Raw genomic sequence first — 15,302 nt, 5'->3', positions numbered from 1 at the left:
GCCTATAAAGGAAAACGATTATGAGCTTTAACACAATCATCGACTGGAACAGTTGCAGCCCGCAGCAGCAACGCGAGCTGCTGATGCGCCCGGCGATCTCTGCCTCAGAAAGTATCACCCGTACCGTTGTGGAAATCCTCGACAACGTGAAAAGCAATGGCGATAACGCCCTGCGCGAATACAGCGCGAAATTTGATAAAACCGACGTTACTGCGCTGAAAGTCACCGCGCAGGAAATTGCCGACGCCAGCGCCCGTCTCGGTGACGACATCAAGCAGGCGATGGCTGTGGCGGTGAAAAATATCGATACCTTCCACCTCGCACAGAAACTGCAAACGGTTGATGTGGAAACCCTGCCGGGCGTACGGTGCCAACAGGTGACCCGCCCTATCGCTTCCGTTGGGCTGTATATCCCGGGCGGTTCTGCGCCGCTGTTTTCTACCGTGCTGATGCTGGCCACGCCGGCACGCATTGCGGGCTGCAAAAAAGTGGTGCTCTGCTCCCCTCCCCCTATTGCGGATGAAATTCTCTATGCGGCGCAACTCTGCGGTGTACAGGAAGTCTTTAAAGTGGGGGGCGCGCAAGCGATTGCGGCTCTGGCATTTGGCACGGAATCTGTGCCCAAAGTCGATAAAATCTTCGGACCCGGCAACGCCTTCGTGACCGAAGCCAAACGTCAGGTGAGCCAGCGTCTGGATGGCGCCGCTATCGATATGCCGGCAGGCCCGTCAGAAGTGCTGGTCATTGCCGACAGCGGCGCCACGCCGGATTTCGTCGCCTCCGATCTCCTGTCGCAGGCGGAACACGGCCCGGACTCGCAGGTGATCCTGCTGACGCCAGATGCCGACATGGCCCGCGCCGTTGCGCAGGCTGTGGAACGTCAGCTGGAAGACCTGCCCCGCGCGGAAACGGCACGTAAGGCACTCTCTGCCAGCCGCCTGATTGTTGCCAAAGACCTGGCGCAATGCGTACAAATCTCAAACCAGTACGGCCCGGAACACTTAATTATTCAGACCCGTAGTGCACGCGACCTGGTGGATGATATCACCAGCGCCGGTTCGGTCTTTTTGGGCGACTGGTCGCCGGAGTCCGCAGGTGATTATGCCTCCGGCACCAACCACGTCCTGCCGACGTACGGTTATACCGCCACCTGCTCCAGCCTGGGGCTGGCCGATTTCCAGAAACGGATGACCGTTCAGGAGTTATCGCGCGAAGGCTTCGCGTCTCTCGCTTCTACTATTGAAACGCTGGCGGCCGCTGAACTGCTCACCGCCCACAAAAATGCCGTCACCCTGCGTGTTAACGCCCTTAAGGAGCAAGCATGAGTATTGAGGAACTGGCTCGCGCCAACGTACGTGCCCTGACCCCGTATCAGTCTGCCCGTCGTCTTGGCGGTAAGGGCGATGTCTGGCTGAACGCCAACGAATTCCCGACGGCGGTGAAGTTTAATTTCACTCAGCAAACGCTGAACCGCTACCCGGAGTGTCAGCCGAAAGCGGTTATCGAAGGGTATGCGCAGTACGCCGGGCTTAAGCCGGAACAAGTGCTGGTGAGTCGCGGCGCTGATGAAGGTATTGAACTCCTTATCCGCGCGTTCTGCGAGCCAGGTAAAGACGCTATTCTGTTCTGCCCGCCGACCTACGGTATGTATAGCGTCAGCGCAGAAACGTTTGGCGTGGAATACCGCACGGCCCTTACGCTTGAGGGCTGGCAACTGGATCTGCAAAACATTGCCGACCAGCTTGAGAACGTCAAACTGGTGTATGTGTGCAGCCCGAATAACCCCACCGGACAAATCATCAATCCACAGGACATTCGTGCCGTGCTGGAGATGACGCGCGGCAAAGCGCTCGTGGTAGCCGACGAAGCGTATATTGAATTTTGCCCACAGGCGACGCTGGCGGGCTGGCTTGAAGAGTACCCGCACCTGGTGATACTGCGCACGCTGTCGAAAGCCTTTGCGCTGGCAGGCCTGCGCTGTGGCTTCACTCTGGCGAATGAAGAGGTGATCAACCTGCTGATGAAAGTGATCGCGCCCTACCCACTCTCGACACCCGTGGCCGATATCGCGGCCCAGGCCCTGACCCCGCAGGGGATTGTGGCGATGCGTGAGCGTGTCGCGCAAATCGTGGCCGAGCGCGAGTATCTGTCAACAGCACTTCGCGACATTCCCTGCGTGGAGACGGTGTTTGATTCAGAGACCAACTACATCCTGGTACGCTTCAAAGCCTCCAGCGCTGTCTTTAAATCTCTGTGGGATCAGGGCATTATCCTGCGTGACCAAAATAAACAACCGACCTTGAGCGGCTGCCTGCGTATCACTATCGGCACCCGCGAAGAGAGCCAGCGCGTCATCGACGCTTTACGTGCGGAGCCTGTATGAGCCAGAAGTACCTTTTTATTGACCGTGATGGAACCCTGATTTCCGAGCCGCCATCTGATTATCAGGTCGATCGTTTCGACAAGCTGGCCTTTGAACCCGACGCGATTCCAGTTTTGCTCGCGCTACAAAAGGCGGGCTTCAAACTGGTGATGATCACTAATCAGGACGGTCTGGGCACCAGCAGCTTCCCGCAGGCCGATTTTGACGGCCCGCATAATCTGATGATGCAGATTTTCACCTCGCAAGGCGTGGTGTTTGAAGAGGTGCTGATTTGTCCGCACTTCCCGGGCGATGAGTGTGATTGCCGCAAACCGAAAGTGAAAATGGTGGAACGCTGGCTGGTTGAGCAAGCGCTGGATAAAGCGAACAGCTATGTTATTGGCGATCGCGCAACGGATATTGAGCTGGCGGCCAACATGGGCATTGCCGGGCTGCGTTACAACCGCGAAACCCTGAACTGGGCGGCCATTGGCGAGCAGTTAACCAAACGCGATCGTTACGCCCACGTTGAGCGCAAAACCAAAGAGACGCAGATTGACGTCAAAGTGTGGCTGGATCGCGAAGGCGGCAGCAAAATCCGCACCGGCGTGGGCTTCTTTGATCATATGCTCGATCAAATTGCCACCCACGGCGGCTTTCGCATGGAAATCGACGTCAAAGGCGATCTCTATATTGACGATCACCATACGGTGGAAGATACCGGCCTGGCGTTAGGCGAAGCGTTGAAACTGGCGCTGGGCGACAAGCGCGGTATCAATCGTTTTGGTTTTGTGCTGCCGATGGACGAATGCCTGGCACGCTGCGCGCTGGATATTTCCGGGCGTCCGCACCTGGAATATAAAGCTGAGTTTACCTATCAGCGCGTGGGCGATTTGAGCACCGAGATGGTTGAGCACTTCTTTAGCTCTCTTTCTTACACCATGGGTGTCACGCTGCATTTGAAAACCAAAGGCAAAAACGATCACCACCGCGTGGAGAGCCTGTTCAAAGTCTTTGGTCGTACGCTGCGCCAGGCCATTCGCGTCGAAGGCGATACCCTTCCCTCCTCGAAAGGAGTGTTGTGATGAATGTCGTTATCCTGGATACCGGCTGCGCTAACCTCAACTCCGTGAAATCGGCCATTTCGCGCCACGGCTACGAGCCGCTGGTGAGCCGCGATCCGGACGTGGTGCTGCGCGCCGACAAACTGTTTCTGCCAGGCGTTGGCACTGCCCAGGCCGCCATGGATCAACTGCAAGAACGCGACCTGATTGAACTGATCAAAGCCTGCACCCAGCCGGTGCTGGGCATCTGCCTGGGTATGCAGTTACTGGGGCGTTTCAGCGAAGAGAACAAGGGCGTGGATTTACTGGGCATCATCGACCAGGACGTGCCGAAAATGGAAGATGTCGGTTTGCCGCTGCCGCACATGGGCTGGAACTGTGTCTATCCGAAAGCAGGCAATCGTCTGTTCCAGGGGATCGAAGACGGCGCGTACTTCTATTTTGTTCATAGCTACGCCATGCCGGTTAACCCTTACACCATCGCCCAGTGTCAGTACGGCACGCCGTTTACGGCCGCGGTGCAAAAAGACAACTTCTATGGCGTGCAATTCCATCCGGAACGTTCAGGACGCGCGGGTGCACAACTGCTGAAAAACTTTCTGGAGATGTGATGATTATTCCGGCTTTAGATTTAATTGATGGAACGGTAGTGCGCCTGCATCAGGGGGATTACGGCCAGCAGCGCGACTACGGCACCGACCCGTTGCCGCGCCTGCAGGATTACGCCGCTCAGGGTGCGCAAGTGCTGCATCTGGTGGATTTAACCGGGGCAAAAGATCCGGCGCGTCGCCAGATCCCATTGCTGAAAACACTGGTTGCCGGGGTGAATGTGCCGGTACAGGTCGGCGGCGGTGTACGTACCGAAGAGGATGTCGCCGCGCTGCTTGATGCCGGTGTCGCCCGTGTGGTCGTTGGTTCAACAGCCGTGAAATCACCCGAGGTCGTTAAAGGGTGGTTCGCGCGTTTTGGTGCCGATGCGCTGGTCCTGGCGCTGGATGTTCGTATTGATGCCGCAGGCAATAAACAGGTGGCGGTAAGCGGCTGGCAGGAAGATTCCGGCGTCTCGCTGGAAGCGCTGGTAGACACCTACTTACCGGTTGGCCTTAAGCACGTGCTATGCACCGATATCTCCCGCGATGGCACGCTGGCGGGTTCGAACGTATCGCTGTATGAGGAAGTGTGCGCGCGGTATCCGCAGGTTGCGTTTCAGTCTTCCGGCGGTATTGGCGATATCAATGATATCGCGGCACTGCGTGGAACAGGCGTGAAAGGCGTGATCGTGGGTCGCGCGCTACTGGAAGGTAAATTCACTGTAACGGAGGCCATCCAATGCTGGCAAAACGGATAATTCCCTGTCTTGACGTACGCGATGGTCAGGTGGTGAAAGGCGTTCAGTTCCGCAATCACGAAATCATCGGCGACATCGTCCCTCTGGCGAAACGCTACGCCGAGGAAGGCGCTGACGAGCTGGTGTTTTACGATATCACCGCCTCAAGCGATGGTCGTGTGGTCGATAAAAGCTGGGTCTCACGCGTCGCGGAAGTGATCGACATTCCGTTCTGTGTGGCGGGCGGGATCAAATCTGCTGACGATGCCCACAAAATTCTCTCTTTCGGCGCGGATAAGATTTCCATCAACTCCCCGGCGCTGGCGGATCCGGAGCTTATCACTCGCCTGGCCGATCGTTTTGGCGTGCAGTGTATTGTGGTAGGTATTGATACCTGGTTTGATGCGTCGACCGGCAAATACCACGTCAATCAGTATACCGGAGATGAAAGCCGCACCCGCGTGACCACCTGGGAGACGCTGGACTGGGTGCAGGAAGTGCAGAAACGCGGAGCTGGCGAGATCGTGCTTAACATGATGAACCAGGACGGCGTGCGTAACGGTTATGACCTTGAGCAACTGAAAAAAGTGCGCGAGGTTTGCCACGTCCCGCTTATCGCTTCCGGCGGCGCGGGTACCATGGAACACTTCCTTGAGGCCTTCCGCGACGCCAACGTCGACGGCGCGCTGGCGGCATCGGTGTTCCATAAGCAAATTATCAATATTGGTGAGTTAAAAACGTTCCTGGCAGGCCAGGGCGTGGAGATAAGGGTATGTTAACAGAGCTGCAACTGGCCCAACTGGACTGGGAAAAAACCGACGGACTGCTGCCCGCCGTGGTGCAACACGCGGTCTCCGGCGAAGTATTGATGCTGGGGTATATGAACAAGGACGCGCTGGCGAAAACGCTGGAAAGTGGCAAAGTCACCTTCTTCTCGCGGACCAAAGGACGTTTGTGGACCAAAGGCGAAAGTTCTGGCCATTTTCTGAATGTGGTAAACATTGCGCCGGACTGTGATAACGATACCCTGCTGGTACTGGTGAATCCCATTGGTCCAACCTGCCACACGGGAACGTCCAGTTGCTTTGGCGACAATGCCCATCAGTGGCTTTTCCTATACCAACTGGAACAACTGCTCGCCGAACGCAAAACGGCAGACCCGGCCAGCTCATATACCGCTAAGCTGTATGCCAGCGGCACCAAGCGTATCGCGCAAAAGGTGGGTGAAGAAGGTGTGGAAACCGCGCTGGCGGCCACCGTTCACGATCGTGAAGAGCTGACCAACGAAGCGTCTGACTTGATGTATCACCTGCTGGTCTTGTTGCAGGATCAGAACCTGGATCTGACCACAGTTATCGAAAATCTGCGTAAGCGTCACCAGTAATTGCTATGGGGAGTGCCCGCACTCCCCCTCTTCCCCACTGAATTAACAGTTATCATTCTGCTTCTCAACAGGTATGATCCGCCTCATGGTTCAGCGCTGCTCATGCCGCGCTGCATGTTTTGCATCACCAGACATTGAGGTTGAAGATGAAATTTTTGGTCACCGGCGCGGCCGGCTTTATCGGCTTTCACGTCAGCGAACGTCTGTTACAGGCGGGCCATCAGGTCACAGGGATAGATAACCTTAATGATTATTATGAAGTCAGCCTGAAAGAAGCGCGCCTGAACTTACTGGCAAACGAAAACTTTCGCTTTGTGAAACTGGACCTGGCAGACCGTGAAGGGATGGCACAACTGTTTGCCGAAGAAAAGTTCGACCGCGTTATCCATCTTGCCGCTCAGGCGGGCGTACGTTATTCACTGGAAAACCCACATGTTTACGCCGAAGCTAACCTGATTGGTCATCTGAACGTGCTGGAAGGCTGTCGCCACAATAAGGTTCAGCATTTACTGTATGCCTCCTCCAGTTCTGTTTACGGACTGAACCGCAAGATGCCTTTCTCTACGGAAGATTCCGTTGATCACCCGGTATCGCTTTACGCCGCAACCAAAAAAGCCAATGAGCTGATGTCGCATACCTATTCACATCTTTATGGTTTGCCGACCACGGGACTGCGTTTCTTTACGGTTTACGGTCCGTGGGGACGCCCGGACATGGCATTGTTTAAATTCACCAAAGCAATGCTGGAAGGCAAAAGCATCGATGTCTATAACTACGGTAAGATGAAGCGCGACTTTACCTATGTGGATGATATTGTTGAAGCCATTATCCGCATGCAGGATGTGATACCGCAGGCTGACCCGAACTGGACCGTTGAAAGTGGCTCACCGGCCACCAGCTCAGCGCCTTACCATATCTACAACATCGGCAATAGCTCACCGGTGGAGTTAATGGATTACATCACGGCACTGGAAGAGGCGCTGGGGATTGAAGCGCAGAAGACTATGATGCCGATTCAGGCGGGCGATGTGCTGGAAACCAGCGCCGATACGCAGCCGTTATATGACACCATCGGTTTTAAACCGCAGACATCGGTTAAAGAAGGCGTGAAGAAATTTGTCGAGTGGTACAAGACGTATTATAACGCCTAAAAAAAACGGCCCTGACGGGCCGTTTTTCTGGCTTAGTCGTTACCGAACAGATCGCGGGTATAGACTTTAGCTTCCACATCCGCCAGTTCCGGTGCCATGCGGTTTGAAATAATCACATCCGATTCTTTCTTAAACGTTTCCAGGTCACGGACAACGCGAGAATGGAAGAACTCGTCTTCCTGCATTACCGGTTCATAAATAATGACCTGTACACCCTTCGCCTTAATACGCTTCATAATCCCCTGAATAGAGGATGCACGGAAGTTATCAGAGCCGCTCTTCATAATAAGACGGTAGACACCCACCACCTTCGGCTTACGAGAGAGAATTGAATCAGCAATGAAGTCCTTACGCGTGCGGTTGGCATCGACGATTGCCGCGATAATGTTATTCGGCACCGACTGATAGTTTGCCAGTAATTGCTTAGTGTCTTTCGGCAGACAGTAGCCACCATAGCCAAACGACGGATTGTTGTAGTGATTGCCAATACGCGGGTCAAGACAAACCCCTTCGATAATCTGGCGCGTATTCAGCCCCAGCGCTTCGGCATAGCTGTCGAGCTCATTAAAGTAAGCCACGCGCATTGCCAGATAGGTATTGGCGAACAGCTTGATGGCTTCGGCTTCGGTGGAGTCGGTAAACAGCGTAGGGATATCTTTCTTGATAGCCCCTTCCTGTAGCAGGCCCGCAAAACGCTCTGCACGTGCTGAACGTTCACCAATGACGATACGGGACGGATGCAGGTTGTCGTAAAGCGCTTTCCCTTCGCGTAAGAACTCCGGGGAGAAGATCACGTTATCAATGCCGAGCTCATCTTTGATGGACTGAGTGAACCCCACCGGAATGGTAGACTTGATAATCATCACCGCATCGGGGTTGATTTCGTGCACATCGCGGATGACCGACTCAACACTGGAAGTATTGAAGTAGTTAGTTTTCGGGTCGTAATCAGTCGGGGTGGCGATAATGACATAATCGGCGCCCCGGTAGGCATCTTGCTTATCCGTGGTGGCGCGAAAATTCAACTCTTTTGTCGCCAGGTACTCTTCAATTTCTTTATCAACTATCGGCGATTTTTTCTGATTCAGCATATCGACTTTAGCCTGCACGATATCCAGTGCGACCACTTCATGATGCTGCGCAATCAGAATACCGTTCGATAAGCCAACATAGCCTGTTCCGGAGATTGTTATTTTCATTCGATAAGCAACTTTTGTCAGTGTTTAGAACCGAAGATGGCACTACGCCGCCATCACGCAAGATCAATAACTGTTGGGGTTTTTACCTCTTCTGTTGATAGCCTGTCAAGGCAAGTCCCCGCTGAATTAACCGCGTTCTGTTAGCAATTTATTCCATCGTTGCAGGATTGTTTAGAAAAATGCACTGTAATTGCCGCAATTAGCGCGAAAAAAAGCCCGGTCACAGTAACCGGGCCTTATTCGACAAAACGTACAATATCAGATTAATCCAGCCATTCCGTATGGAATACACCTTCTTTATCAGTACGTTTATAAGTATGTGCGCCAAAGTAATCACGCTGAGCCTGAATCAGGTTTGCCGGCAGTACCGCAGCACGGTAGCTATCGTAATAGGCAACCGCAGCGGCAAAAGTCGGTACCGGAATACCATTTTGTACGGCATAGGCTACAACATCACGCAAAGCCTGCTGATACTCATCGGCAATTTTCTTAAAGTAAGGTGCCAATAGCAGGTTAGCAATTGCCGGTGTTTCTGCGTATGCATCGGTAATTTTCTGCAGGAACTGTGCACGAATGATGCAGCCAGCGCGGAAAATTTTCGCGATTTCTCCATAGTTCAGATCCCAGTTGTATTCGTCAGACGCAGCACGCAACTGAGAGAAACCTTGAGCATAAGAGACGATTTTACCGAGATACAATGCGCGACGGACTTTCTCGATAAACTGCACTTTATCGCCAGCAGGCTGGGCCTGCGGACCGCTCAGAACTTTAGATGCGGCAACGCGCTGCTCTTTGAGCGACGAGATATAGCGTGCGAATACGGATTCGGTGATCAGGGAGAGCGGTTCGCCAAGATCCAGCGAGCTCTGGCTGGTCCATTTACCCGTACCTTTGTTGGCTGCTTCATCGAGAATCACATCAACCAGATAGTTACCCTCTTCATCTTTTTTAGTGAAGATGTCCTTGGTAATGTCGATCAGGTAGCTGCTCAGCTCGCCTTTATTCCACTCGCTAAAAGTGGTGGCCAGCTCTTCGTTAGACAGGTTAAGACCGCCTTTCAGCAGAGAGTAGGCTTCTGCAATCAACTGCATGTCGCCATATTCGATACCGTTGTGAACCATTTTAACGTAATGGCCCGCACCGTCAGCACCAATATAGGTCACACAGGGCTCGCCATCTTCGGCAACGGCTGCAATTTTGGTCAGGATCGGTGCGACCAGTTCATAGGCATCCTTCTGACCGCCAGGCATGATGGATGGGCCTTTCAGTGCGCCCTCTTCACCACCGGACACACCGGTACCGATAAAGTTAAAGCCCTCAGCAGACAGTTCGCGGTTACGACGAATGGTGTCCTGGAAGAAGGTGTTACCGCCATCAATAATGATGTCGCCTTTTTCCAGATAGGGTTTCAGGGAGTCAATAGCAGCATCTGTGCCAGCGCCCGCTTTCACCATTAACAGGATGCGACGGGGAGTTTCTAAGGATTCAACAAACTCTTTCACGGTATAATACGGAACCAGCTTCTTGCCGGGGTTCTCGGCAATCACTTCTTCGGTCTTATCGCGGGAGCGGTTGAAAACGGAAACGGTATAGCCACGGCTTTCGATGTTAAGCGCCAGGTTGCGCCCCATCACGGCCATACCAACAACGCCGATTTGTTGCTTAGACATTACTTACTCCTGTCAGGTGTGAACACCCGAAAGATCGCGTGCTTTCGGGCTTAAGTATCAAGAATGTTAACTCACAAAAGCCAGTTCAGGCCAGTTAAGGCTAACATCATCACATTTCACCCTAAGAGTGAAATACACCAAAAGATTAGAGCGGTGCAAAAACCTTGATAAAAGAAAAAAGGGCAATCATAAATAAAAAATTAAAAAACAAGGAGTTACTAAAAACAGAGAAAGAGAAGGTGCGCGTTTTGTACCAATCTATGATTAGTTTTCTGCAGGGTAATTCTATCAAGCGATGTAAAAACCACGCTGTTAAAAGTGAGATTCCCCAAAAAATAACCGCTTGTTTCGATGTCGAATATTCCGTAAAAACAGTTAAATTTTTCTGAAACCATACAAGAACACTCATATGGACCAGATAAAGAGCAAAGCTTATTTCACCCAATAGAATAAATATTTTGTTAGATAAGAACTTATGCAGGTACCCTTTCCCATACGCAAAAATAAAGATTAAAAATGCGAAAGAAAACACAGAACCGCTTTTAGATAGATAATAACTTAAAACAACACCAAGCTGATTACCTAAACCTACAAAATCTGTTAGACGCGGTGAAAGCCACATAGTAAATAAGGCAAATATAACCGCCATCAATTCAGCAAACGAAAAAAAGGAATTAGGCAACTTAGCTGCAGCATTGGTGTTACATGTTTTCATATAAATTTTACAAGTTAAAACACCAATGTAAAACTCGAAAATCCTTACCCACGGATTTATATATAATAAACCCATTAAGCTAAATTGGCTCCCGCCTTCATCTGGCGAAACATTCCATAAAACCCCAAAACATAGATGGAAAATCACCGTTAACGAAATGATAAATAATTTCATCCATTTACCAGGAACAATGCTGGTAATGAGCAAAGGGAATAACAAATAAAAGAACATCTCAGTAGAGATACTCCACGAAACACCATTGAAGGTTAGAAACACATCTTTCAATGGGATCAAAGACTGCAACAATAATGCGTGCATCAATCCGGTGAAGACAATAGCCCCGCCCTGAAGCCATCCTTGGTTTATACCACCTGTAAATAACACGAGGAGTACCATTGCAGCGATATGAGAGGGAAAAATTCTTGCAAACCTTGCCACATAGAAACTTTTTACATCGGTAAGAGAGGTGAGTTTCGGATAGTTATATGTAAGAATAAAGCCAGACAGAACAAAAAAGAAAGAAACCCCCTGAGCTAACGAGTAGGTCGTTGCAAGCCCCATAGAACCAAATAGACCATGTCCATGACCTAAAACAATCATAGCCGCTGCAAAAAACCTTAGCGACGTCAATGAGTCTAATTTTTTTGTATTTTGCATAGTAAAAATTCTTTGCTTCTGAAATTTAAGATGGATTTTAAAAGTAGTTATTATCCTTCAACTACTCCCCATACTTCATTAAGGTCATCAACATATTCCACAGACGTTTTTGGCTGTATAGCACAAGCGCTCATAGCCGTTACATCAGCATCTCTAATTTGTTTTATTTTATCAGATAAATCATCGCTATCCCCTGCTTTAAAAAGCAAGCCATTAATACCATGCTTAATCACTGCAGATATACCAGGCAAATCCGAACCTATCACAGGACAATTTGACGCCTGTGCAGAATAAATAACAAGAGGTGTATTCTCGAACCAGACTGAAGGTACAATTAAGACATCAATAGTTTCAAAAATAGCAAAGATATCTTTATTGGGAAATGTTCCACGGAATTTTATATTATCGTTAGGCATTATCGATTCCTCCAGACTTTTTACATATTCTGGAAAATCAGCGCCGCTTCCATAGATGGTTAATGAAGCAAATTCATCAGGAAGAGACTTAACGGCCTCAATAGCAATATGACAGCCTTTATGTGGCGCGAGCGTACCAATAAACCCTAAACGAATGCGTCTACCAGCTTCTAATTTTTTGAACGGTAAATTTATTTTTTCTCTATCGATATCAATACCAAAATTAATCTCATGTAAAACTCGACTATTAACACCATAGCGCAGGAAAAGATCAACCATGAAACGATTAGGAGCCACTATCCCTTGCAACCTATTTAAAGCAGAAACTGTGTTTTCCAATCGAGATGACATAGCATCAACTTCATTATGCATTGGAAAATCAATTAACTTCGAACCTTTAGTGATTTTCGCAATTTCACCGATAAGCGAATCAGGCATAAAACCAATAAGTTTTGAAGTAAGACCATTTACAGAATTCTGTGCAAAGTGTTTAATACAATTACCAGATAGCTTATCTGGCCCTAAACAATATCGTCCGTCATGCAATATTAGTTGCGCAGTTGGGCATATCATCCAGAAATCAGTAGGCGTAAAATATTGTGGTATACCATGTTCAGCAAGAAGATTGATGATACCAATTCCTAAACGATTCAAATGAAAATGGTGAACCAACTCAGGTTTAAATATATTCAATATTTCCGAGAAATATTTTCTTGAAAGTTGATTATTATAACCAATTTCAATAAGTGAAGTCTGTGCGAACATTGGCACATATGAATGAAAGAATCGATAGACAGTAATTTCATCGTAAATATATTCATCAAATCTTTCATCATCGCCAAGTTCATTATCACCAGGATAACCAGTAAAGATACAAACTTCATGGCCTCGTCTGATAAGTTCTTTCGCCACTGAAAGTGTCAAAACCTCAGTTCCAGCTTTAAAATCAGGAAAGAACTGATGGACAGTAAGCAATATTCGCATAGAGTTTCACTCAATCACTGACTTGCAATTTATTTTTGCAACGTCTCTTTCATCCATGCTGCTGTACGCGTCAGGCCTTCTTGCATTGTTACTTGCGGTTCCCAGTTCAGCTCATTTCGGGCAAGTTGATTACACAGCACACTAATATCAATATCAAACGAACGGCCAGGTTTATAATTCACCTGAACAGGTTGTGCGATAATACTTTTCATCATCTCGACCAACTCATTCAGACTAATACCTTTACCTGAACTAATATTAAAACATTCCTTATCGCCATTATAAGTAATGGCTTTGGCAAAGGCATCAGCTACATCGCTCACATGAATATAATCACGTTGGACGCTACCATCGCCCCAAATTTCGATCGGCTTATCTTTTAAGATATTATGCATAAAAATACCGATCGCGCCCTGTGCGGTTTCAACGCGTTGCCGTTCTCCATAGGGATTTGCCACGCGCAGTGTTACAGCTTTGATGCCGTGCAATTTACTAAACATATGCAAATATTTTTCAATCGCCAGTTTCGTAATACCGTATGAAACAACGGGTTCCGTTGGGTGTTTTTCATCGATTGGAATATATTGCGGATTACCATAAACGGTTCCGCCAGATGAAATGAAAACTATCCGTTTCACCTGATGCTCAACCATAGCGTTCAGTAGATGCAAACTTGGTACGATGTTTGTCTCGACATCGTAAACAGGATCTTCATTTGAACTTTTGGGTAATGTCGTGGATACAAGATGAACAACACCATCCATACCTTCTATGGCATCGCGCAAATCATGTGTACTACTGAAATCACCGGTGGTCCACTCAACATGCTCATTTTCTGCAAAATGGCGATAAGGTGGAACCCGTGGGCGCTCAAAAATTCTTAATTGATGGCCATCCGCTAATAAACGCTCACAAATTGCTGATCCAATGAATCCACCACCGCCAAAGACCACAAGTTTCATTTTCCCTCCGAGTCACAATAATTTTGTCTAATCAAACTTCCACCGGATAAAGAATTATCCGGTGTTTAAAATTAGTTTACTGATACAGGCTAAATGTTTCTTCTGCCATAACTTTTGTTGTACGCAGATATTCTGTTGTCATAGACAATTTTCTTAATAACCCAGGAGTCTGAATTATATAAGACAATTTTTTCGCCAGATCATCTGAATCACCACGTTTAAAGCTGAAACCATTTTCCCCTTCGGTTAGAAACTCGGTCATACCTTCAACATCAGAAACAACAACGGGAGTATGTGTCGCCAATGAATTTAAAAGTACCAGCGGACTGTTTTCATACCAGCGTGAAGGAATAACAAACAGATCGATATCGCGGAATATTTCAGCGGTACGCGATTGTTCGAAAGTCCCCATGAAGGTGATACCATCAGCACCCTCACTTATTTTTCGCAACTCTTCCATATAGCTCAGAGACTGATTCGTTGGGCCATATATTTTGAGCTGAGCACTGCCTTTAGGAAGCTGTTTAAACGCCTCAATCAGTAAATCGGTGCCTTTGTGAGGCGCAATTTGTCCGATATAGCCGATAACTGGAATATGCTCACTGCTACGCTCTGGCTTCGGCAACCGGTCAATATCAATGCCAAACCAAATTTTAGTCATTGGAACCGAAATTCCATTACTTTCGTATGCTTTTTTCAGGAATGCTGTCGGGGCAACAGCGCCCTTATAGTAGGTATTGTACAAGTAGGATAAGGTTTCCGGGCGGCGGATAAGATCTTCGGCCAGCCCTTGTAAATAGCCATTTTTTAACAGGCCGGCTTTATGAGTACCTACAAGCCCTTTTGCAATGATAGTCGCAGCAGTTGGCATTGCCGCTTTTTTCATCCACCCACTGGCATAGCCATTTTGTGCTGACTCTTTAAGGTAACATGCGACACAGTTTGCACGTGAGGCAGATGGCCCGGCGCACAAATCTCCATTTGCAGCCTCCAGCTTATTATTGAAACAAAAGCCAAAGAAATCCGTAAATGTTGTATAGGTCGGAATTTGCAATTTGCCTGTGACTTCCAACAACACAGCCGTATGGTTGATCAAATGTGTGATATGGACGACATCTGGTTTAAGCTCTTGCAGAACATCAGTCAGTACATCACGCATTTCAGGCTGATAGTATGTTTCCTTAATTCGCGAGTGCGGAATGGCATTTTTATCAATTGCTATTACCGGAATGTCATCCCATGTATAGCGATTGATCAACTCAGGTTGTTTAGGTTCTCCCTGAAACACGGCGGAAACGACAGCCACATCGTGACCCCAATCACGATAATGTTTCGCTAAACCTAATGTATAGGTTTCTGTACCATAGAAATGGTCGGGGAAGAAACAATGTACAAAAAATACAATTTTCAT

14 protein-coding genes are annotated in these 15,302 nt (G+C 48.8%); 8 read left to right on the top strand and 6 right to left on the bottom strand.

Annotated elements, in window-relative coordinates; genetic code table 11:
• The first annotated feature begins 20 nt into the window (after positions 1 to 20).
• The 8 genes from hisD to AB182_RS07960 all read left to right on the top strand — a co-directional run bounded on the left by hisD (position 21) and on the right by AB182_RS07960 (position 7,288).
• The gene (gene hisD / locus AB182_RS07995; RefSeq protein WP_047369636.1) at positions 21 to 1,325 is read left to right on the top strand and encodes a histidinol dehydrogenase; all 1,305 of its coding nucleotides are present in this window, start codon (positions 21 to 23) and stop codon (positions 1,323 to 1,325) included.
• Positions 1,322 to 2,383 carry a histidinol-phosphate transaminase gene (gene hisC / locus AB182_RS07990; RefSeq protein ID WP_047369635.1) on the top strand — a complete coding sequence of 354 codons (1,062 nt, stop codon included), beginning with the start codon at positions 1,322 to 1,324 and terminating at the stop codon, positions 2,381 to 2,383. The genes hisD and hisC overlap by 4 nt, the downstream gene beginning before the upstream one ends.
• The gene (hisB, locus tag AB182_RS07985) at positions 2,380 to 3,447 is read left to right on the top strand and encodes a bifunctional histidinol-phosphatase/imidazoleglycerol-phosphate dehydratase HisB (RefSeq protein WP_041851938.1); all 1,068 of its coding nucleotides are present in this window, start codon (positions 2,380 to 2,382) and stop codon (positions 3,445 to 3,447) included. The genes hisC and hisB overlap by 4 nt, the downstream gene beginning before the upstream one ends.
• The gene (gene hisH / locus AB182_RS07980; RefSeq protein ID WP_047369634.1) at positions 3,447 to 4,037 is read left to right on the top strand and encodes an imidazole glycerol phosphate synthase subunit HisH; all 591 of its coding nucleotides are present in this window, start codon (positions 3,447 to 3,449) and stop codon (positions 4,035 to 4,037) included. The genes hisB and hisH overlap by 1 nt, the downstream gene beginning before the upstream one ends.
• Positions 4,037 to 4,774, top strand: a complete 738-nt coding sequence (gene hisA, locus AB182_RS07975) for a 1-(5-phosphoribosyl)-5-[(5-phosphoribosylamino)methylideneamino]imidazole-4-carboxamide isomerase (protein WP_047369633.1) — start codon at positions 4,037 to 4,039, stop codon at positions 4,772 to 4,774. Before hisH ends, hisA begins: the two co-directional genes overlap by 1 nt.
• Positions 4,756 to 5,532, top strand: coding sequence for an imidazole glycerol phosphate synthase subunit HisF (gene hisF / locus AB182_RS07970; protein WP_041851941.1), 777 nt, complete (start codon positions 4,756 to 4,758; stop codon positions 5,530 to 5,532). Before hisA ends, hisF begins: the two co-directional genes overlap by 19 nt.
• Entirely contained in the window at positions 5,526 to 6,137 is a 612-nt protein-coding gene (hisIE, locus tag AB182_RS07965) for a bifunctional phosphoribosyl-AMP cyclohydrolase/phosphoribosyl-ATP diphosphatase HisIE (protein ID WP_047369632.1), read from the top strand. The genes hisF and hisIE overlap by 7 nt, the downstream gene beginning before the upstream one ends.
• A gap of 146 nt (positions 6,138 to 6,283) precedes the next feature.
• Positions 6,284 to 7,288: an NAD-dependent epimerase gene (locus AB182_RS07960; RefSeq protein WP_047369631.1), complete on the top strand. Its 1,005-nt coding sequence runs from the start codon at positions 6,284 to 6,286 to the stop codon at positions 7,286 to 7,288.
• Positions 7,289 to 7,320: 32 nt separating this feature from the next.
• Here the strand turns inward: AB182_RS07960 and ugd are convergent, their stop codons facing one another.
• The 6 genes from ugd to AB182_RS07930 all read right to left on the bottom strand — a co-directional run bounded on the left by ugd (position 7,321) and on the right by AB182_RS07930 (position 15,302).
• A complete protein-coding gene (gene ugd / locus AB182_RS07955) occupies positions 7,321 to 8,487 on the bottom strand; it encodes a UDP-glucose 6-dehydrogenase (RefSeq protein ID WP_047369630.1) in 1,167 nt (388 codons plus the stop codon).
• 263 nt (positions 8,488 to 8,750) lie between these two features.
• Complete coding sequence (gndA, locus tag AB182_RS07950; protein WP_047369629.1) at positions 8,751 to 10,157, bottom strand: NADP-dependent phosphogluconate dehydrogenase; 1,407 nt, start codon at positions 10,155 to 10,157, stop codon at positions 8,751 to 8,753.
• 145 nt (positions 10,158 to 10,302) lie between these two features.
• A complete protein-coding gene (locus tag AB182_RS07945; RefSeq protein WP_047369628.1) occupies positions 10,303 to 11,529 on the bottom strand; it encodes an acyltransferase family protein in 1,227 nt (408 codons plus the stop codon).
• Between the two features lie 50 nt (positions 11,530 to 11,579).
• On the bottom strand, positions 11,580 to 12,929 hold the full coding sequence (locus tag AB182_RS07940) for a glycosyltransferase (RefSeq protein WP_047369627.1): 1,350 nt from the start codon (positions 12,927 to 12,929) through the stop codon (positions 11,580 to 11,582).
• Positions 12,930 to 12,958: 29 nt separating this feature from the next.
• On the bottom strand, positions 12,959 to 13,891 hold the full coding sequence (locus tag AB182_RS07935) for an NAD-dependent epimerase/dehydratase family protein (protein WP_047369626.1): 933 nt from the start codon (positions 13,889 to 13,891) through the stop codon (positions 12,959 to 12,961).
• Positions 13,892 to 13,967: 76 nt separating this feature from the next.
• Positions 13,968 to 15,302: a glycosyltransferase family 4 protein gene (locus AB182_RS07930; RefSeq protein ID WP_047369625.1), complete on the bottom strand. Its 1,335-nt coding sequence runs from the start codon at positions 15,300 to 15,302 to the stop codon at positions 13,968 to 13,970.

Source organism: Phytobacter ursingii, assembly GCF_001022135.1.
Lineage (GTDB): Bacteria > Pseudomonadota > Gammaproteobacteria > Enterobacterales > Enterobacteriaceae > Phytobacter > Phytobacter ursingii.
This window is presented reverse-complemented; position numbering and strand designations above follow the sequence as displayed.